This window comes from Curtobacterium sp. MCPF17_018, from assembly GCF_003234135.1.
Classification (GTDB): Bacteria; Actinomycetota; Actinomycetes; order Actinomycetales; family Microbacteriaceae; genus Curtobacterium; species Curtobacterium flaccumfaciens.
Genome location: NZ_QKSJ01000014.1, coordinates 58,217 through 77,407 on the forward strand (window position 1 = coordinate 58,217; position 19,191 = coordinate 77,407).

Genomic DNA, 19,191 nt, shown 5'->3' on the forward strand with positions numbered 1-19,191 from the left:
GCAGACCCCGTCAGGACGCGGCGGGCTTCGAGCTGCTGGGCTTCGACTCGGTCTTCCCCGCCGGCTCGGACTTCTTCGGCTCGGACTTCGCGGGGGTGCTCGACGAGCCCTCGGACTTCGGGGCCGGGCGCGAGTCGGTGCGGTAGAAGCCGCCACCGTTGAAGGTCACGCCGACGGGAGAGAACACCTTCCGCAGGACGCCGCCGCAGACCGGGCACTCCGTCAGGGTGGCGTCGGAGAAGGACTGCTTGATGTCGAACGCGTTGTCGCACTCGGTGCAACGGTACGAGTAGGTGGGCACGTCAGCTCCGGAACGTGATGATGCGCGACGGCGTGATGATGCCGTCAACGGGTTCGTCGTGGGGTTCGCGCGGGACCTCGTCGAGGTACTCCGCGTCGAAGATCACAGCATAGACGGGCGGACGGTTCGCCATGGACCCGAGGGTCTTGTCGTAGTAGCCGCGTCCCCAGCCCATGCGGACGCCGTCGTGCCCGACCGCCGCCGCCGGGGCGAGGATCGCGTCGACGTCGTTGATCGCGAGCGGGGACAGGACCTCGCCGACCACCTCGGGCAGGCCGAGCAGGCTCTCGGTCTCGCTCTCGCCGTCGCCCACGGCCCAGTCGAGCAGCCCGTCCTCGCGGGTGACGGGCAGCAGCACGCGGATGCCCTGCCCGAACGCCCAGTTCAGGAACGGGCGGACGTTCGGCTCGTCCGGTGCGGACAGGTACAGGGCGAGGGACGTCACCTGGCGTTCCTCGACGAAGCGCTGCAGGGTCGCGGTCAGGGTCTGGGTGTCCGCGTCGCGTTCGGTCGTGGTCCGGGTGCGCCGCCGCTGCCGGAGCTCGGCTCGCAGGGCGCGCTTCTCGTTCCCGAGATCGGCGATCATGCGCAGGAGTCTACCGAGGGGGTACGGTTGCGGCTTCCCGCCGGGAACACGCGGGGTCCCGTGTCCCCCGGAGCGACGACATGCCCTCGAAAGGGGGATCGGATACGGTCTGACCATGGGCTTCCAGATTTCGAAGGCGGTGATCCCGGCCGCAGGGCTGGGTACCCGCTTCCTCCCCGCGACCAAGGCGATGCCGAAGGAGATGCTCCCGGTCGTCGACAAGCCGGCCATCCAGTACGTGGTGGAAGAGGCTGTCGGTGCCGGGCTGACCGACGTGCTGATGATCACCGGGCGCAACAAGAACGCGCTCGAGAACCACTTCGACCACGTGTCGGAGCTCGAGGAGACCCTCCGCAAGAAGGGCGACCACGAGAAGCTGCAGAAGGTGAACCAGTCGACGGACCTCGCCGACATGCACTACGTGCGGCAGGGCGACCCGCTCGGCCTCGGCCACGCCGTGCTCCGCGCGAAGATGCACGTCGGCCGCGAGCCGTTCGCCGTGCTCCTCGGTGACGACATCATCGACGCCCGCGACCCGCTGCTCCAGCGCATGATCGAGGTCCAGGGCGAGAAGAACGCCACCATCGTGGCCCTGCTCGAGGTCCCCGAGTCACAGACCCACCTGTACGGCATCGCCACGGTCGAGCCGACCGACACCGACGACGTGGTGAAGATCACCGGGCTCGTCGAGAAGCCCCCGCAGGGCGAGGCGCCCTCGAACCTGGCCATCATCGGCCGCTACGTCATCCGTCCCGAGGTCTTCGACGTCCTCGAGAAGCAGGAGCCGGGCAAGGGCGGCGAGATCCAGCTGACCGACGCGCTCATGAAGATGGCGAGCGCCGAAGAGTGGACCGGCGGCGTGTACGGCGTCGTGTTCCGTGGACGCCGGTACGACACCGGTGACAAACTCGACTACATCAAGGCGATCGTGCAGCTCGCCTCGGACCGCGATGACCTCGGCCCCGACCTCAAGTCGTGGCTGAAGGAGTTCAACGCGGGCGAATAGTCGGCCATCCCGCTCGGGTCCGTCAGATCACGGACCCGGGCGGGACACCCCGTCCCGCACAGCGGCGGGACCCCGGAGGAACCCAGCGATGACGACGATCCCGACCCTGTCCCACGGGCGGGTCACCATCCGGCCCCTCCGGCTCCGCGACACCCGCGACCTCGACGCGGCACTCGCGACGAACCGCTCGTGGCTCCGTACCTGGGAGGCCACGAACCCCTCCGGACACGTCTCGACCGACGTCCGGGGCAGCATCCGCGCGCTCCAGGCCAACGCCCGCGCGGGACTCGGACTCCCGTTCGCGATGGAGCTCGACGGCCGCTTCGTCGGTCAGCTCAACGTCTCCGGCATCTCCTACGGCTCGCTGGCGAGTGCCTCCATCGGCTACTGGGTCGTCGAGGACGCAGCCGGCCACAACGTGACGCCGATCTCGGTCGCCCTCGCCGTCGACCACTGCTTCCGGTCGCTCGGCGTGCACCGGATCGAGATCTGCATCCGGCCGGAGAACGCTCCGAGCCTGCGCGTCGTAGAGAAGCTCGGCTTCCGGTACGAGGGACTCCGTCGCCGGTACATCCACATCAACGGGGACTGGCGCGACCACTTCTGCTTCGCGCTGGTGGCGGAAGAGGTCCGCGGCGGCGTCCTCGAGCGCTGGGTCCAGGGGCAGGTTCCTCACGGGGTGGGCACCGTGCCGCTCGCCGCACGCGACGAGGCGGCGATGCCGCTGGACACGACGCCCCGCATCTGACGGGCCGCCTCTGACGGCCTGGAGGCGCGGCTCGCCTTCCGCAGATTCCGCCCCGACACGCGCAACACGCGTCCGGCAATGACGCGGCGCGGGAACCGCCGCCCCTACCGTGTTCGCATGGCAGGAATCGGCTCGTGGGGTGGCGGCATCGTCCTGCTCGTCGCGGCCGTCCTCTGGCTCGTCTACCTGATGCCGTCGTGGGCCGCCCGCCGCCAGTACCTGGCCACCGAGCGGAACGCCATCCGGCTGCAGCAGACCCTCCGGATCCTGGCGCAGACCGCCGAGCTGCCGGACGAGGTCCGCATCGAGATGAACGCGAAGTCCCTCGCCCAGGCGCAGCGCGTCGCCCGGTCCGAAGAGGCCAAGCGCACCGCCATCGTCCGAGCCCACGAGGCAGCGCGGCAGCGTGAGATCACCCGCCGCCTGGCCGAGCAGGCCCCGGTGCTCGAGCGGGCGTCCGCCGTGCCGGCCCTGACCGCGATGCGCATGCGCCGTTCCCGGCTCGGGGCGACCCTGTTCGGCACGCTCGGCATCGTCGTGGCCCTCGTGGTCTTCGTCGCGGCACCGTCGCTCTGGCTCGTCGGTGTCGCCGGACTCGTCGCCGCCGGTGGGTCCGCAGCGGTCCTTGCCCAGCTGCACCAGGTGGCGACGGCGCGGAAGCAGCGTCTCGCGGCCGGCGAGACGGGCGCGACCCGCGCCTCCCGGCCGTCCACCGCCTGGACGGACCCGGCCCCGCCCCTGTCGACCGAGCAGCCCGCCGCGCCCGCTGCGGATCGCTCGTGGACCCCGAACCACGTGCCCAAGCCCCTCTACGTGGAGCGGCCGACAGCACCGGCTGCATCGCCCGAGTCGTCGGCGGAACTCGCTGCCCGGTTGAAGGAGCGCGTCGCCGCGGCCAAGGCGGAAGCCGAGGCCGAAGCGGCGGCGATCCGCGCGGGGGAGTCCGACCCCTCGCTGGCGCGGGTTTCGCGGATGCGACCCGAGCTCGAGGAAGCTGCGGCATCGCTGTCCGCGCACGACCAGGGTCGTCTGGCCGAGCGGCTCGGGCTGCGGGCGCCCGCTGCTGCCGCTGGTCCTGTGACCGCTGCTCCCGCTGCCGACGAACCCGCTGCTCCCGCCGGTCCGCCGAGCAAGTGGGCCGGCATGGGAGTCCTCGACGACGACGCCTACCAGCAGGCCGACCTCGACGCGATCATGCGGCGGCGCCGCGCGGTCTGACCCGCGGCACGCCCGACGGGCCACCGGCGATTTCGGCTGGGCCGACCGAGGGTGCTAATGTGATCGAGCACTTGGGGCTATGGCGCAGTTGGTAGCGCGTCTCGTTCGCAATGAGAAGGTCAGGGGTTCGAATCCCCTTAGCTCCACCAGGTAGCAACACGAACGGCCCGGAACCCACAGGTTCCGGGCCGTTCTGCCGTCGTCGGGCTGTCCGTCGGGTGTGCTGACGTGACCTCCTGAAGGACGAGGGGCCCGACGACGGCTGGCACCGGGCCTTCGTCCGTCAGCGCGCCGACAGGAGCAGCGACGCCCCGAGCGTCAGCCCGCGATGCTCTCGGTCAGCACGCCGGACTGCGCGAAGGTGGTGTGGATCGCGTTCGCGGCCTGCTCGAAGGCGCGGTTGCCACGCGAGATGCCGAGCGCTCCGCCCTTGATCGCGGACTTGCCGGAGCCGCGCAGCAGTCGGGCGACGGTGCGGCCGTCCGGGGCGATCATGATCTGGACGTCCAGGCGGGTGTGGAAGGTGCGGTCGTTCGCCATGCCGCCGATGAGCAGCGTCAGGCCGAGGCTGCCGCGGGTCGCACGGAGTGCACCCTGCTCGGCGTCGTCGACGGTGTAGCCCTCGCGGGACAGGGCCTCGCGCACCTGTGCACGGGCGGTCTCGGGGTCGGTCGCGACGAAGAAGTCGTGGCTCTCGGGCATGTGTGTGTTCCTTCCGAACGGGTCCGCTGGGACACGGAGGACGCTCGCCCCCGAAGACGATCATGCCGTGTCGGAACGACGGAGGTGTCGCTTACGCTGGTCGTGTCATGACTGCCTCGATGAACCGCCGCGCACTCCTGTCCCTCGCCGGCGTCGCCGGGATCGGGCTCGCCGTCGCGGCGTGCTCCTCCGGCAGTGACAAGGGCGGCGACTCGGGCAACGGGTCGGGCGGCGGGCGCGGGAGCTCCCGTGGTGGGGACGACACGTCGACGACGACGGCGAGGCCCGTCGCGAAGGCCCTCGCTCCGGCACAGGTCCCGCTCGCCGGTGGCGTCACGGTCACCGTGACGGGGACCGGACTCGCCGCCGTCAAGGGCGTCACCGTCGGTGGTGTCGCGGCGCGTGACGTGCAGGCCACCGCGTCGAAGGTGACCTTCACGGCCCCGCACCAGGCGATGTACACCGCCGGCGACGCCGACGTCGCACTCTTCACGTCCGCGATCGAACCCACCCCGTCGGCGAACCAGTCCTCGGACGGCAACGGCAGCGCCGCGAACGACGGGCAGAGCGGCGCCACCCAGGACACCGCGACCGCATCGCCGAGGCCGACCGCCGCCGCGACGCCCGCTGCGGGCAGCGCTGTCGCCTCGACCACCCTCGCCTACGCCGCACTGACCGACGTCGACCGGCAGCTCGCCTACGCGATGCGGTACTGGAAGGACTACAACCTCGCCGAGTACGGCACGATGAACCCCATCGGCGGCGACTGCGCGAACTACGTCAGCCAGACGCTCATCGCCCGTGGGTGGGAGCAGCGGTCGGACTGGTACAACCGGGCGGCCGGTGCCGAACACAGCGCGACGTGGACCTACTGCCCGACGATGGACCCCTGGCTCGCGGACAACGCGGGCGAGTTCGGGCTCACCCGGCGTTCGTCGGACGAGCGCGACAAGGTGAAGGTCGGTGACATCGTGTTCTTCGACTGGAACGCCAACGGCTCACCGGACCACACCACCATCGTGTCCGAGGTCTTCACCGAGACCGACGGCACCATCCGCATCAAGTCGGCGAGCCACAACCAGGACGGCCCCTACCGCGACCTCGACGAGATGATCACGGTGCAGCACCCCGGTGGATCGGCCTGGTTCCACACCTTCGACGCGTAGCGCTGTCGCGGCCCGCAAAGCACCGGCGTTCGCGCGTCGTACCGCGGTCTGCGCGTGTTCAACCGGCGAACACCGGTGTCTTGCAGAGCCGACGACCAGCACCGCTCACGGGTACCCGAGGAACCACAGCAGCACGATCGCGACCGGCTGCAGGCACACCCCGACGACCAGCCACGTCACCGCCCGCCGCCGCGTCCCCACGAACACGTCCGACCCGAGCAACGGCGCCGTCGGCATGAGCAACCGCGGCAACGACTGCTGCGGCAGGAACACCGCCACCAGGTACAGCCCGTAGGACGCCGTGAACGCGAGCACGTCGGTGCCCAGGGCCCTGGTGCTCCTGCGCGAGAAGAACCACACCGCGCCGGCGAGCACCACCACGACGAGTCCGATGCCGAGCGGCCCGAGCCACCTCGACGCCATCGTGAACCACGGCGTCAGCGGCGCGAAGTGCCGGCGGCCGACGAACCCCACCCACCACGACAACTCGGTGTCCAGGTACGCGTTCGGTCGCCCCGTCACGGCCGTCGCGATGACGGGCCACGCCAGTCCCGCAGCCGCGACGACCAGGCCGGTCACCACGATCGCGATCCGGTCGCGCCACGGGAACGGGTCCTGCTGTCGGCGCCACGCCATCCACCGCAGGACCAGGTGCACGGCCAGTGCCAGCGCCAGCGCGAGGACCCCGGGCTTCGTGAACGCCGCCACGACACCGAGCGGGGCGATCAGCCAGTACCGTCGGCGGACCAGCGCGAGCAGGGCGCCGAACAGCAGCACGAGCAGCAGGCTCTCCGCGTAGGCGACCTGCAGCAGGAACCCCGTCGGTGCGAACGCGAACAGGGCCGTCGCCCAGCGGGCACGGTGCGAGCACCCGACGGCGAGCACCAGCCGGTACAGCAGCACGCAGGCGCCCGCCCCGGCGATCGACGCCACCACGACCCCGGCGACCCAGAACGACGCTCCGGTCAGCGTCATCACGACCCGCACCACCGCGGGGAACACGGGCAGGAACGCCCACGCGTTCGGCAGGACGTGCCCGGAGTCATCGGCCGGCAGCGTCGCCGGGTACCCGTGCTCGGCGATGATCCGGTAGAACGAGGCGTCCCACGAGCCCGAGAACGTGAAGAACGAGGGATCCTGCCGGTACGAGGCGAACGGCCAGCCGTTCGCGGTCGCCAGCAGGTACACGGTCGCCAGCAGCACGGTGCTGACCACCCGCGAGGCCGCCCAGATCAGCAGCGGTGCGGTCCAGGCGCTGCGTCGTCCGGTCAGCAGGCTGCGGAACCCCCGCCTGGAGGCCCGGCTCGCTTCCGCCACGTTCGTCACCCGCCCGATCCTCCCAGACCGCGGGCCGCGCCCCGCATCGCGGGCCGTCACGCGTCCGCCGCGACGTGACCGGTGTGCTTCGGGAGCAGCAATGGTCGGATCCGTCTGCCGGACCCGACCATTGCTGCTCACGGAGTGCGGGCCTCCCGGCTAGCGCCCCGTGACCGCGCGACGGATCTGCTCGATCGGCACCTTCGGGGACCGGTCTGCGTTGAGCAGGCCGTTCGTCTCCTGCATGGTGTCGGTGAGCTGCGTGTAGCAGGACCCGGCGAGGAACGAGCTCGCACGGATCGCGTCGTACAGCGCGGTGATGCGGGCGACCCAGTCGTCGCCGTCACTGGCCGACGTGTAGCCCCAGCCGTCCTCGCGCTGGACGCCCGGCTGGTAGTTCACGCCGCCGAACTCGGTGAGCATGACCGGCTGGCCGAGGTCCTCGGCGCCGCCGACCAGGATGCGGCGATCCGCCGGGCCGATGCCACCGAGGAGTCGGGCCCGTGCGGTCTCGTCCGCGTAGGTCGCCGCGAGCCGGGGTCCGTCGCCCTCGTAGTCGTGGATCGTGACGATGTCGGAGTTCGTGTGCTCCCACCCGTCGTTCGAGATCACCGGACGCGTCGGGTCCAATGCCCGCGTGACGTCGGCGAGGGCCCGTGCGTAGGCCTGCTGGGCCGGGTCGGTGGCGATGTGCTGCACGCCCCAGCTCTCGTTGGCGGGCACCCACGTGACGATCGACGGGTGCGAGGCGTCACGCTCGACGGCGTCCATCCACTCGCGCACCAGACGCTGCACGGCGCGGGGAGAGAACGCGTAGGCGCCGGGGGCCTCACCCCACACCATGAGCCCGAGTCGGTCGGCCCAGTACAGGAACCGCGGGTCCTCGATCTTCTGGTGGTTGCGGGCCGCGTTGAAGCCGAGCTCCTTGATGAGTTCGACCTCGCGGCGGAGTGCCTGGCGGGACGGGGCGGCGATGTGCGACTCGGGCCAGTAGCCCTGGTTCAGGACGCTGCGCACGTCGTGGCGTCGGCCGTTGAGCAGGAACGCGCCGCCGTCGACCCCGACCGTCCGGATCCCGAAGTAGCTGGCGACGGCGTCGAGCGCGCCCGTGCTCGCTGTCGTGCCGTTGCCGGAGCGCGGCAGCAGCGCGACCGTGGCGTCGATCAGCCGGGGCGTGTCCGGTGTCCAGTGCAGCTCGTCCTCGGCCTGCCCGTTCGTCTGCCGTGCGATCGGCACGACCACGTCGAACTCGTCGCCGGTCTCGCCGACGGTGGTCTCGATCGTGGCGAGGTGCTCGTCGCGGTCGTCCCAGCGGGCCTCGACGCGCAGGCGCTCGCCGCCGGTGCGGTGACCGTCGAGCCGGACCGTCAGTCGCATGGTCGCGTGGTCGACGTTCGTCCAGCGCAGGGACGCGATCGAGGCGGTCGGCACGGCCTCGAGCCAGACCGTCTGCCAGATCCCGGTGGTCCGGCGGTACCAGATCGCGTGCGGGTCCTCGTGCCAGTCCTGCTTGCCGCGCGGCTGGGTCAGGTCGTGCGGGTCGTCCTCGGCGCGGACCACCAGGGTGTGCACGGCGTCGGGGTCGGTGGCCAGCGCCTCGGTGACGTCGAAGGAGAACGGAGTGTGGCCGCCCTCGTGTCCGCCGATGAACTGCCCGTCGATCCAGACGCGGGCGCGGTGGTCGACGGCGCCGAAGTGCAGGACGAGTCGAGGGGCGCCGTCGCCGAACCCGGCGGCGTCGAGCTCGGAGCGGGTGATCGCACGGGAGTACCAGACCACGGGGTGGAAGCCGGGCTCGTCGATGCCCGAGGCCGGGGACTCGGGCGGGAACGGGACGACGATGTCCCGTGCGTCGGTGAAGCCGGTGTGCCAGGCGGGGTCGTCGCCGTCGTTCCGGAACGACCACGTGCCGTCGAGGTCGGCCCACGCGGTGCGGAGCATCTGCGGCCGGGGGTACGTGCCGTCCTGCCGTGAAGCGAGGGGGAGGCCGGGGGCGGAAGCGGAGTCAGGTGCGGCCACGGTGCCGTCGAGCGTGCTCATGCGTCCATGCTCCCGTGCTGGTACATCGTTGTAAAGAGGGAGTCAGGATTGCGCGGAGCAGGTTCTGCGGGGCTCTCGTCGAGCGGTCGCTCAGTCGATCGCGGCGTCGCGGGTGAGCACCATGACGTCCATCCGTCCCCGCTGGACGACCACGCCGTGCTGGTTCCGCAGTGCCACCGCTCGCTCGACGATCCCGGTCCTGCCCGAACTCGTCAGCCGGGTGCCCAGGACCTCGACGGTGCAGGTCACGGTGTCCCCGATGAACACCGGCTCGGTGAAGCGCCACTGGTCGATCCCGAGCAGTGCCACCGCGGACCCCTCGAACACGCCCGTGCGCGCGATGAGCCCGAGGCACAGCGAGGTGCCGAGCAACCCGTGCACGATCCGCTGCCCGTACCGGGTCTTCCCCGCGAACTCGACGTCCGTGTGCACCTGGTTGTTGTCGTTCGTCCACGAGGCGAACGACACCACGTCCGCCTCGGTGATGGTGCGCCCCGGCGTGGTGAAGGTCTGTCCGGCAGCGAGGTCCTCGAAGTAGTGCGGCACGGCCCGATTCTCGCATCCGGTCAGAGCCGGGCGAGCAGCTTCCGCGATCGGTGCAGGCCCTGCGTGCCGGCCGCCTGCTCGGTCGTCGCCAGGACGCCGTACCCGAACGTGTCCTCGCCGTGCTGCGCTGCCACAGCGGCCAGCCGTCGGTACGCATCGGCTGCGTGTGCGGCGTCGAGCGTCTCGCCCAGGGTCTCCTGCACCCGTCGCAGCCGTCCGAGTCGCCGCTTCCCCACATCGGGCAGGTCACCGGCCGCCTGCAGTGCGTAGCGCAACCGGCGCGCGGCCTTCCGGACCTCGTGCAGGGTGTCGAGGTCATCGCTGGGATCACCCAGCAGCCGACCGACGCGGGCCCGCTCGTGCCGGATGCGCCTGGTGACGAACGCGGCTGCGTCGTCGTCCGCGTGCGGCCCGGCCGGTGCCCGCAGCAGCAGGTCGTCGAGGGCGTCGAGTGTCCGGAACCAGGCGTCGGAGCGCAGCGCTCGCCGGAGTTCGGCCGCAGCGACGCTGCGACGTCCCGCGGTCTCCGAACCGATGCGGTCCAGGGTCGCGGCGTCCACGTACCCGGCGGGGGCTCGTGCCGCGGACCGCGACAGGCCGGCGTGCAGCACCTCGGCGTCGCGAGCGGTCCCGGCGATCCGCCCGGTCTGGGCCAGGGCGGCACGGAGCTCCTCCGTCGCCTGACGGTCGAGCGCGCCGCGGAACGCCGCGAGCACACTCCGCAGGCGACGCAGCACCTTCCGCAGGTCGTGCACGGCCTCGGGCTCGTCGGCTCGTACACGGGGGTCCGCCTCGACGAGGTCACGCCGCAGGGCATCGAGCACCCGCAGGACGAACCCGGCGGCGGTGTCCGGCCGGGGGCGCTTCGCTCGGCCGCGTCGTCGCTCCGGGGTGGGCCCCGGGCCTCGGGGGAGCGGAACCGACGCGACGTCCACCGGATCGGTCGCCGCGTCGTGCAGGGCTCGTTCGGCCGCTCGTGCCGTGGCGCCGTCGCGTCCGTCGTCCGTCAGGGCCCACCACCGCGACGACCGCAGCACGGTGGTGTCCGGGTCGCCGTCGTCCACGCGCACGTCGGCGACCTCGGCCCGCACCCGGCCGTCGCCGCCGCGGAGGGTCACGAGCGTCGTGGCGGTGTCACGGACCAGGACCACCCGCAGGGGACGACCACGCAGGAACACCTCGACGGCGTCCCGTGGGGGATCGTCGGACGCGCTCCCGAGCGGTTCCGGGTCGATCCCGTCCCCACCCCGGTCGATCGTCCAGGCGCCGTCCGGCAACCGTGTGAGCACGACACCCTCGGCGGCGAGCACCCGGTCGTCGGAGTCCCACACCGTCTCGCGCACCGTCACCGCATCGTGACGGCGCACGTCGGCGGCGAACGGCTCGAGTGCGGGGAGCCTGCGGTCGTCGAGGATCCGCCAGGTCCGGCGGGGATCGGGGAGTGCACGTGCAGCGTCAGCGGCGGGGGGAGGAGCGGCAGCGGATCGGGGCATGCCGCAAGTGTCGTCCGACGCGCCCGTGTCAGACCGGGGGCAGCGGGCTTCCGTGGACGGAGCGCTCGCCAGCTCGTCCTGTGGAGGACTCGGCACCTCGCCAGGCCCCGGCGCGTAGGTTCCGCTGCATGAGCGACGGAGCACCCAGCGCCCCCGGCACCACGGCCCCCGACACCAGCACGCCGAGCGACCGCGACCTCGAGTCCTGGATCGCCGACCGCCGCTGGTACGCCTCGAAGGGGTCCGTGCCACGCCTCCGGACGATCTCCACCGACGACGGGACCCGGCTGGTGCTCGACGAGGCCCCCGCGGTCCCCGTCCTCTACCAGTCGCCGATCACCAGCGGCCCCGACGGCGCGATCGTCGACGCCACCACCGACCTCGCATGGGTCTCGGCGCTCGCCGCACGCATCGACGCGGCACCGGACAGCCTCAGCCCGATCGGCCGGGTCACCGCGGCCCGGGTCCTGACGGGTGAGCAGTCCAACACCTCGGTCATCTGCGACACCGAGTCGGGCGACCGCGTCATCATCAAGGTCTTCCGCGTGCTGCACCACGGCGACAACCCGGACGTGACCACGCAGCTCGCCCTCACGGCGGCGGGCAGCACGCGCGTGCCGCGGGTCTACGGTGCCCTCCGCGCCGACTGGCCCGACGTCGGACGCGCGGACGGCACGGCGACGGGTCACCTCGCCTTCGCCCAGGAGTTCCTGCCCGGGCTCGACGACGCCTGGCGCGTCGCCCTGCAGGAGGCGCAGGCCGGCACCCCGTTCGGTGACCGCGCGGAGCAGCTCGGCACCGCGCTCGCCGACGTGCACCGCACCCTGGCGGGAGCGCTGCCGACGGAACCGGCGGACGCGTCCCGACGGGACGTCGCCGTCGCGACGATGCACGCCCGACTCGACACCGCCGCCCGCGAGGCCCCGGCCGTCGCCGAGCACGCCGACGCCATCCGCGCCGTCTACGCCCGTGCCGCTGACGCCGCGTGGCCGGACCTGCAGCGCATCCACGGTGACCTGCACCTCGGACAGGTCCTGTCGGCACCGGAACCCCGCGGGTGGGTCTTCCTCGACTTCGAGGGCGAACCGCTCCGCCCCCTCGACGAACGCTCGCTGCCGGACGTCACCCTTCGCGACGTCGCGGGCATGCTGCGCTCGTTCGACTACGTCGCGGGTGCGCTGGCGCACGATGCCGAGCCGGTCGACGCCGCCTCCTGGGCAGCCGAGGCGCGCGCACGCTTCCTCGAGGGCTACCAGCAGGGAACCGGCGCGGACCTCGCCGCCCACAGCGCACTGCTCGACGCCTTCGAGCTCGACAAGGCGGTCTACGAGGTCGTCTACGAGACCCGCAACCGACCCGACTGGGTCGGGATCCCGCTCGCGGCCGTCGCGCGCCTGGTCGGTGACAGCGGGTCCTGAGCGCGACCCACGAACGGACGGGAGGCCCGTGGCGACACCGCCACGGGCCTCCCGTCCGGCATCGGGTGACGTCGTCTAGTTGACGGGACCCGTGTACTTCTCGCCCGGTCCGGCACCGATCGCGTCCGGTATCGCCGACGCCTCGCGGAAGGCGAGCTGCAGTGACCGCAGTCCGTCGCGGAGCGGGCGGGCGTGGTGGTCGCCGATCTCGGTCGCGGCGGCGGTGACCAGGCCGGCCAGCGCGGTGATGAGCTTCCGCGCCTCGTCCAGGTCGGTCTGTTCCTGCGGGTCGTCGGCCAGGCCGACCTTCACGGCCGCGGCACTGAGCAGGTGCACCGCAACGGTGTTGATGAGTTCGACCGCCGGCACCTCCGCGATGTCCCTGGCGGCGTCGATGCCGGTGTCGTCGATCGGGGTGTCGCTCACGGTGCTCCTCTGCTAGGCTTGCTCGCGGCAGATGCTGTCCGTGTGCCGTCAGTTCCCTCGACATCAGTTCTCCTGACGTCAAGATGCTCGACAACACCCGGACGGTGTCACGAAAGAGGAGTCTCTCCCACCCGCGGCCGCGTTCCACCAGGCTACCGGGTCACCACCGCTCCGCGAGTGCACGTGCTGTGCTCGTCGGTCGGATCCCACGGATCCGATGCAGGGCGGCTGCCGAACGGGTCGACATCCCGTGCGTCAGATCTCCTCTCTCGTGCTGTCGTCCAGGGCAAACGCCCCGGACGGCCACCACCTGATTGAAGGAGCTCCGCATCACCGATCCCCGTACCAACGACCGAATCCGCGTTCCCGAAGTCCGACTCGTCGGTCCGCAGGGTGAGCAGGTCGGCGTTGTCCCGATCGCCATGGCACTGCGTCTCGCGCAGGAAGCCGAACTGGATCTGGTCGAGGTCGCGCCGAACTCGAAGCCGCCCGTGGCCAAGATCATGGACTACGGCAAGTTCAAGTACGAGGCCGCTCAGAAGGCCAAGGAAGCTCGTCGCAACCAGGTGAACACGGACCTGAAAGAGGTCCGTTTCCGCCTGAAGATCGACGTGCACGACTACGAGACGAAGCGCAAGCGCGCCGAGGGGTTCCTCCTCGGCGGCGACAAGGTGAAGGCGATGATCCTCTTCCGTGGCCGCGAGCAGTCGCGTCCGGAGCAGGGTGTCCGTCTCCTCCAGAAGTTCGCGGAAGAGATCGCCGAGTTCGGCGTCGTCGAGTCGCGTCCGACCCAGGACGGCCGCAACATGACGATGATCATCGCCCCGCTCAAGAACAAGTCCGACGTCAAGGGCGAGCAGAACGCCAAGCGTGCTGCACAGAAGGCCGAGCGTCGTGCCACCGAGCACGCCGCGAAGGGCAAGGACGAGGCCGAGGCCGGTTCCACGTCCGAGGCAGCTGCGGAATCCACGGACGCCGCGGCCGAATAGGTCCCCGGACCGACCCCGCAACGACGCGGCCCCCCATCCATCCCACGGAAAGGCACCACCATGCCCAAGCAGAAGACCCACTCCGGGTCGAAGAAGCGCTTCAAGGTCACCGGTACCGGCAAGATCATGAAGCAGCAGGCCGGTATGCGTCACAACCTCGAGGTCAAGAGCTCCAAGCGCAAGGCCCGCCTGAACGAGGACCAGGTCCTCTCCAAGGGTGACGCGAAGAACGTCAAGAAGCTCCTCGGCCACTGAGCCCCGCAGATCGTAAAGGAATAGTGCAATGGCACGAGTAAAGAGAGCGGTCAACGCCGCCAAGAAGCGCCGCGTCATCCTCGAACGCGCCGAGGGCTACCGCGGCCAGCGTTCGCGCCTGTACCGCAAGGCCAAGGAGCAGGTCACCCACTCCCTCGTCTACGCGTACCGCGACCGTCACGCGAAGAAGGGCGAGTTCCGTCGCCTCTGGATCCAGCGCATCAACGCTGCGTCCCGTGCGAACGGCCTGACCTACAACCGTCTCATCCAGGGCCTCAACCTGGCCGGCGTCGAGGTCGACCGTCGCATCCTCGCCGACCTCGCGGTGAACAACCCCGAGACCTTCACCGCGCTCGTCGAGACCGCGAAGAAGGCCCTCCCGGCCGACACCTCGGCCCCGAAGGCTGCGTAGTCAGTTCTTCTGCTCGCGAAACCCCCGCCGCACGGCGGGGGTTTCGTCGTTCCTAGACTTGGGTCGTGAGCGATCTCCTCGAGAACCCCCGTGCCGGACGCGTGAAGGCCGTTGCGGCCCTGGCCAAGAAGGACGTCCGGGCCGAGACCGGCCTGTTCCTGCTGGAAGGGCCCCAAGCGGTCCGCGAAGCGCTGGAGTACGCCCCGGAGCTCCTGCGCGAGCTCTACGTGACCCCGACCGCCGCTGCCCGCTACGGGCTCGACGACGCGCCGGTGGACACCTGGTTCGTGACCGAGCAGGTGCTCGACGCGATGGCCGACACGGTCACGCCGCAGGGCGTGGTCGCGGTGTGCCAGCAGTTCCCGACGTCGGTGAAGGACGTCTTCCTGGACCGCGCTGCGGCCGCCGCCGACCCGGAGGCCCGTGGTGCGTCCGACGACCAGGCCGCGCTGCCCGGACTGGTCGCCATCCTCGAAGAGGTGCGGGACCCGGGGAACGCCGGCACGATCATCCGGGCCGCCGACGCGGCCGGCGCCGACGCGGTGGTGCTGACCGGACGCTCGGTCGACCCGTACAACCCGAAGGTCGTCCGGTCGACGACCGGGTCGCTGTTCCACGTGCCGGTGTCCGTCGGCGTGACCCTGGCGGACACGATCGAGCGTGCGAAGGCCCTCGGGTACACGGTGCTCGCGGCGGACGTCTCCGGCGACGACCTGCCGGTGGTCCGCGCCGAGGGGATGCTCGACGGACCGACCGCGTGGGTCTTCGGCAACGAGGCCCGCGGACTCACCGCCGACGACCTGGCCCTCGTCGACCGGGCCGTCAAGGTGCCGATCTACGGGCAGGCGGAGTCGATGAACCTCGCCACGGCCGCGTCGGTGTGCCTGTACGAGTCGGCCTTCGCGCTCCGGAGCTGACGCTCCTCCCTCCCCAGGCCGGTAGCCGGCGTCGGCCATCCACCGTCCGCTCGGTGCAGGCGGGTGGTATCCCGACGGCCGGTAGGCTTGGGTCTCGTGTCAGAACCTCTCGAGATCAGCGAATCGGCCGTCGCCGACGCGGTGGACGCGGCCCTCGCTGCCGTCCGTGCCACGACGACGGTCGCCGAACTGAAGCAGGCCAGGGCCGAGCACATCGGTGAGCAGTCACCGTTGGCGCGGATGAACGCATCGATGCGCAGTGTGCCGCCGGAGCAGAAGGCCGCGGCGGGCAAGCTCGTCGGGCAGGCCCGCGGGCGGGTGAACGCGGCGATCGCCGAGCAGGAATCCGTCCTCGCGGTGGCCGAGGAGCGCGCACGGCTCGAAGCCGAGCGCGTCGACGTCACCGCGTTGCCGGTCCACCGAGCCACCGGCTCCCGCCACCCGCTCTCGCTGCTGAACGAAGCCGTCGCCGACATCTTCGTCGGCATGGGGTGGGAGGTGGCCGAAGGCCCCGAGCTCGAGCACGAGTGGTTCAACTTCGACGCGCTGAACTTCGACCAGGACCACCCGGCCCGGGCCATGGCGGACACGATCTTCGTCGAGCCGGTCGACCGGCACCTGGTCATGCGCACCCACACCTCGCCGGTGCAGGTGCGGTCGCTGCTGTCGCGTGACCTCCCGCTGTACGTCATCGCGCCGGGTCGCGTCTACCGGGCCGACGAGCTCGACGCCACACACCTGCCGGTCTTCACCCAGGTCGAGGGCATCGCGATCGACAAGGGCCTGACGATGGCGCACCTGCGCGGCACGCTCGAGCACTTCGCCCGGCAGATGTTCGGCGCCGAGGCGCAGATCCGGCTCCGCCCGAACTACTTCCCGTTCACCGAGCCCAGCGCCGAGATGGACGTCTGGCAGCCGAACGCCAAGGGTGGCGCGCGGTGGGTCGAGTGGGGTGGCTGCGGCATGGTGAACCCCAACGTCCTGCGTGCCGCCGGCATCGACCCGGACGAGTATCAGGGCTTCGCGTTCGGCATGGGCATCGAGCGGACACTGCAGTTCCGCAACGGCCTGAACGACATGCGTGACTTCCTCGAGGGCGACATCCGCTTCTCGCAGCAGTTCGGAACGGTGGTCTGATGCGCGTCCCACTCCGTTGGCTCGGTGAGTCCGTCGACCTCCCCGAGGACGTCACCCTCGAGCACGTCCACGCGGCGCTCGTGTCGGTCGGCTTCGAGGAAGAGGACGTCCACACCTTCGACCTGACCGGACCCATCGTGGTCGGTCGGGTCCTCGAGCGCGTCCCCGAGCCGCAGAAGAACGGCAAGACCATCAACTGGTGCCAGGTGGACGTCGGCGAGGCCGAGCCCCGAGGCATCGTCTGCGGCGCACACAACTTCGACGTCGGCGACCTCGTCGTGGTCACGCTGCCCGGCGCAGTCCTGCCCGGGCCGTTCCCGATCGCCGCCCGCAAGACCTACGGGCACGTGTCCGACGGCATGATCGCCTCGGCCCGAGAGCTCGGGCTGGGCGACGAGCACGACGGCATCCTGCGCTTCGCCGACCTCGGCATGGATCCCACCGTCGGCGCCGACGCCATCGCGCTCCTCGGCCTCGACGACGCCGCGGTCGAGATCAACGTCACGCCGGACCGCGGCTACGTGCTCAGCATGCGCGGGGTCGCCCGTGAGTACGCGCACGCCACCGGAGCCAGCTTCCACGACCCCGTCGACCGCGTCGCACCGCGTTCGGCCGAGGGCTTCCGGGTCACGATCGACGACCAGGGCCCGATCCGGGGACGTGTCGGAGCGTCGACGTTCGTCACCCGTGTCGTCCGCGGGATCGACCCCGCCGCGAAGACACCGTCCTGGATGGTGTCGCGCCTCTTCCTGGCTGGCGTGCGCTCCATCTCACTCCCCGTCGACATCACGAACTACGTCATGTTCGAGCTCGGTCAGCCGCTGCACGGCTACGACCTGCAGACCATCGCGGGCGGCCTCGGCGTACGCCGCGCGACCGCCGGCGAGACGCTCGAGACCCTCGACGGCACCGTCCGGAAGCTCGACCCCGAAGACCTCGTCATCACCGACGACGACGGTCCCGTCGGCCTCGCCGGCGTCATGGGCGGAGCCCGCACCGAGATCTCGGCGAGCACGACCGACGTCCTGATCGAGGCCGCCGGCTTCGACCAGGTCTCCATCGCCCGCACCGCTCGTCGCCACAAGCTCCCCAGCGAGGCATCCCGGCGCTTCGAGCGTGGGGTCGACCCGCAGGTGGCCGAGGCTGCGGCGAACCGTGCCGTCGAGCTCCTCGTCGAGCTCGCCGGCGGCACCGCGGACGCCCTCGGGTCGACGCTCGTCGACAGCGAGCCGCGGGCGACCGTGAGGATGCGCCTCTCGCGTCCGGCCGAGCTCGTCGGCGTCGAGTACACCGACGCCGAGGTCATCGACACGCTCCGTGCGGTCGGCGCCACGGTCGAGGCCGACGGCGAGCAGCTCGAGGTCACCCCGCCCACCTGGCGTCCCGACCTGACCGACGACACCACCCTCGTCGAAGAGGTCGCGCGCATCGTCGGCTACGACCGGATCCCGAGCGTGCTGCCGGTCGCTCCGCCCGGTCGGGGCCTGACCCGGCACCAGCAGGCTCGTCGCCGGGTCGCCTCGGCGCTGGCCGCGGCGGGCCTGACCGAGGTCGTCACGGCACCGTTCGTGTCGGCGGCCACGCAGGACGCCTACCCGGGGATCGACCCGCAGGGCGGACCGAGCGTCGTGCTCGCCAACGCCCTGGACAGCGAGCAGAACCTCCTGCGCCGCAGTGGCGTGCCGGCCCTGGTCGACGCCGCCCGTCGCAACGTGTCGCGTGGGCTCGTCGACGTCGCGCTCTACGAGACGTCCCGGGTGTTCCTGCCGGTGACGGGCGTGACGCTCGGCACCGACGAGGTCCCGGCGGGCGCCGCCCGGCCCGGCCGTGCAACGCTCGAGGCGTTGGACGCCTCGCTGCCCGCCCAGCCCTTCCACGTCGCCGCACTGCTCACCGGCCACCGGGTCGTCAAGCAGCCCGGTGCCACGGCAGAACCGTTCGGCATCGCCGACGCGATCGACGCGGCCCGCCAGGTCGCCTGGGCCGTCGGTGTCGAACTCACCGTCGCGCAGACGACCCACCCGTCACTGCACCCGGGCCGTGCCGCGTCGCTGCTCGTCGACGGCACGGTCGTGGGCGTCGCCGGAGAGCTCCTGCCCGAACTGGCCGAGGCCGCCGTCCTGCCCCGCGTGGTGGCGGTCGTCGAGCTCGACCTCGACGCGCTGGTCGCCGCGGCCCCGGAACTCGTCGCGGTCGCGCCGATCGTCTCGTACCCGGCAGCCACGCAGGACCTCTCGCTCGTCGTCGACGTCGGCGTGCCGGCCGGTGACGTGCTGGATGCGGTGCGCTCTGGCGCCGGGGACCTGTTGGAGTATGCTCGGCTCGTGGATGACTACCGGGGCTCCGGCGTGGACGAGGGACAGAAGTCCCTGACGTTCGCCCTGCGCTTCCGTGCCACGGACCGCACGCTGACCGCTGCCGAGGCCACCGAGGCCCGTGACGGCGCTGTCCGACGTGCCGGCGAGCGATTCGGGGCGACCCTGCGCGACTGACCCACACGGGATCAGCACCGCC

Annotated in this window: 19 protein-coding genes and 1 tRNA gene; 12 read left to right on the plus strand and 8 right to left on the minus strand. The window is 71.3% G+C overall.

Features of this window, described 5'->3' with window-relative positions:
* Nucleotides 1–10 precede the first annotated feature (10 nt).
* Both DEJ27_RS14945 and DEJ27_RS14950 read right to left on the minus strand, forming a co-directional pair.
* Complete coding sequence (locus DEJ27_RS14945) at nucleotides 11–301, minus strand: FmdB family zinc ribbon protein (RefSeq protein WP_110862366.1); 291 nt, start codon at nucleotides 299–301, stop codon at nucleotides 11–13.
* A gap of 1 nt (nucleotide 302) precedes the next feature.
* Complete coding sequence (locus tag DEJ27_RS14950; protein WP_071244110.1) at nucleotides 303–887, minus strand: 5-formyltetrahydrofolate cyclo-ligase; 585 nt, start codon at nucleotides 885–887, stop codon at nucleotides 303–305.
* Nucleotides 888–1,002: 115 nt separating this feature from the next.
* Here DEJ27_RS14950 and galU point away from each other — a divergent pair, with 115 nt between their 5' ends.
* From galU to DEJ27_RS14970, 4 genes are all read left to right on the plus strand, one after another.
* On the plus strand, nucleotides 1,003–1,893 hold the full coding sequence (gene galU / locus DEJ27_RS14955) for a UTP--glucose-1-phosphate uridylyltransferase GalU (RefSeq protein ID WP_027466560.1): 891 nt from the start codon (nucleotides 1,003–1,005) through the stop codon (nucleotides 1,891–1,893).
* A gap of 88 nt (nucleotides 1,894–1,981) precedes the next feature.
* Nucleotides 1,982–2,641, plus strand: a complete 660-nt coding sequence (locus tag DEJ27_RS14960) for a GNAT family N-acetyltransferase (protein ID WP_111091306.1) — start codon at nucleotides 1,982–1,984, stop codon at nucleotides 2,639–2,641.
* 117 nt (nucleotides 2,642–2,758) lie between these two features.
* Entirely contained in the window at nucleotides 2,759–3,859 is a 1,101-nt protein-coding gene (locus tag DEJ27_RS14965) for a hypothetical protein (protein ID WP_111091307.1), read from the plus strand.
* A 73-nt stretch (nucleotides 3,860–3,932) separates the two neighbouring features.
* Nucleotides 3,933–4,008 (plus strand) — tRNA-Ala (locus DEJ27_RS14970).
* Between the two features lie 169 nt (nucleotides 4,009–4,177).
* Here the strand turns inward: DEJ27_RS14970 and DEJ27_RS17835 are convergent.
* Entirely contained in the window at nucleotides 4,178–4,561 is a 384-nt protein-coding gene (locus DEJ27_RS17835) for a hypothetical protein (RefSeq protein WP_071405149.1), read from the minus strand.
* 107 nt (nucleotides 4,562–4,668) lie between these two features.
* Between DEJ27_RS17835 and DEJ27_RS14980 the strand changes: the two genes are divergently transcribed.
* Entirely contained in the window at nucleotides 4,669–5,727 is a 1,059-nt protein-coding gene (locus tag DEJ27_RS14980; protein WP_181430170.1) for an amidase domain-containing protein, read from the plus strand.
* A 105-nt stretch (nucleotides 5,728–5,832) separates the two neighbouring features.
* On the opposite strand, the gene DEJ27_RS14985 is transcribed toward DEJ27_RS14980, so the two are convergent.
* From DEJ27_RS14985 to DEJ27_RS15000, 4 genes are all read right to left on the minus strand, one after another.
* Complete coding sequence (locus tag DEJ27_RS14985; RefSeq protein ID WP_181430171.1) at nucleotides 5,833–7,053, minus strand: hypothetical protein; 1,221 nt, start codon at nucleotides 7,051–7,053, stop codon at nucleotides 5,833–5,835.
* Between the two features lie 150 nt (nucleotides 7,054–7,203).
* Nucleotides 7,204–9,084, minus strand: coding sequence for a glycoside hydrolase family 2 protein (locus DEJ27_RS14990; RefSeq protein ID WP_111091309.1), 1,881 nt, complete (start codon nucleotides 9,082–9,084; stop codon nucleotides 7,204–7,206).
* Between the two features lie 90 nt (nucleotides 9,085–9,174).
* Nucleotides 9,175–9,630: a MaoC/PaaZ C-terminal domain-containing protein gene (locus tag DEJ27_RS14995; RefSeq protein WP_111091310.1), complete on the minus strand. Its 456-nt coding sequence runs from the start codon at nucleotides 9,628–9,630 to the stop codon at nucleotides 9,175–9,177.
* Between the two features lie 20 nt (nucleotides 9,631–9,650).
* Complete coding sequence (locus DEJ27_RS15000) at nucleotides 9,651–11,123, minus strand: CHAD domain-containing protein (protein ID WP_111091311.1); 1,473 nt, start codon at nucleotides 11,121–11,123, stop codon at nucleotides 9,651–9,653.
* A 128-nt stretch (nucleotides 11,124–11,251) separates the two neighbouring features.
* Here DEJ27_RS15000 and DEJ27_RS15005 point away from each other — a divergent pair, with 128 nt between their 5' ends.
* Complete coding sequence (locus tag DEJ27_RS15005) at nucleotides 11,252–12,541, plus strand: phosphotransferase (RefSeq protein WP_111091312.1); 1,290 nt, start codon at nucleotides 11,252–11,254, stop codon at nucleotides 12,539–12,541.
* A gap of 75 nt (nucleotides 12,542–12,616) precedes the next feature.
* On the opposite strand, the gene DEJ27_RS15010 is transcribed toward DEJ27_RS15005, so the two are convergent.
* Complete coding sequence (locus tag DEJ27_RS15010; protein WP_110862360.1) at nucleotides 12,617–12,967, minus strand: DUF1844 domain-containing protein; 351 nt, start codon at nucleotides 12,965–12,967, stop codon at nucleotides 12,617–12,619.
* 314 nt (nucleotides 12,968–13,281) lie between these two features.
* On the opposite strand from DEJ27_RS15010, the gene infC reads away from it, so the two are divergent.
* The 6 genes from infC (at nucleotide 13,282) to pheT (ending at nucleotide 19,169) form a co-directional block, all read left to right on the plus strand.
* Entirely contained in the window at nucleotides 13,282–13,956 is a 675-nt protein-coding gene (infC, locus tag DEJ27_RS15015; protein ID WP_081827403.1) for a translation initiation factor IF-3, read from the plus strand.
* 60 nt (nucleotides 13,957–14,016) lie between these two features.
* Nucleotides 14,017–14,211 carry a 50S ribosomal protein L35 gene (rpmI, locus tag DEJ27_RS15020; RefSeq protein ID WP_017887976.1) on the plus strand — a complete coding sequence of 65 codons (195 nt, stop codon included), beginning with the start codon at nucleotides 14,017–14,019 and terminating at the stop codon, nucleotides 14,209–14,211.
* A 28-nt stretch (nucleotides 14,212–14,239) separates the two neighbouring features.
* Nucleotides 14,240–14,623 carry a 50S ribosomal protein L20 gene (rplT, locus tag DEJ27_RS15025; RefSeq protein ID WP_017887975.1) on the plus strand — a complete coding sequence of 128 codons (384 nt, stop codon included), beginning with the start codon at nucleotides 14,240–14,242 and terminating at the stop codon, nucleotides 14,621–14,623.
* 65 nt (nucleotides 14,624–14,688) lie between these two features.
* Nucleotides 14,689–15,540 carry an RNA methyltransferase gene (locus DEJ27_RS15030; RefSeq protein ID WP_111091313.1) on the plus strand — a complete coding sequence of 284 codons (852 nt, stop codon included), beginning with the start codon at nucleotides 14,689–14,691 and terminating at the stop codon, nucleotides 15,538–15,540.
* A 96-nt stretch (nucleotides 15,541–15,636) separates the two neighbouring features.
* On the plus strand, nucleotides 15,637–16,677 hold the full coding sequence (gene pheS, locus DEJ27_RS15035; RefSeq protein WP_111091314.1) for a phenylalanine--tRNA ligase subunit alpha: 1,041 nt from the start codon (nucleotides 15,637–15,639) through the stop codon (nucleotides 16,675–16,677).
* Complete coding sequence (gene pheT, locus DEJ27_RS15040) at nucleotides 16,677–19,169, plus strand: phenylalanine--tRNA ligase subunit beta (protein ID WP_111091315.1); 2,493 nt, start codon at nucleotides 16,677–16,679, stop codon at nucleotides 19,167–19,169. The genes pheS and pheT overlap by 1 nt, the downstream gene beginning before the upstream one ends.
* The last annotated feature ends 22 nt before the right edge of the window (nucleotides 19,170–19,191 follow it).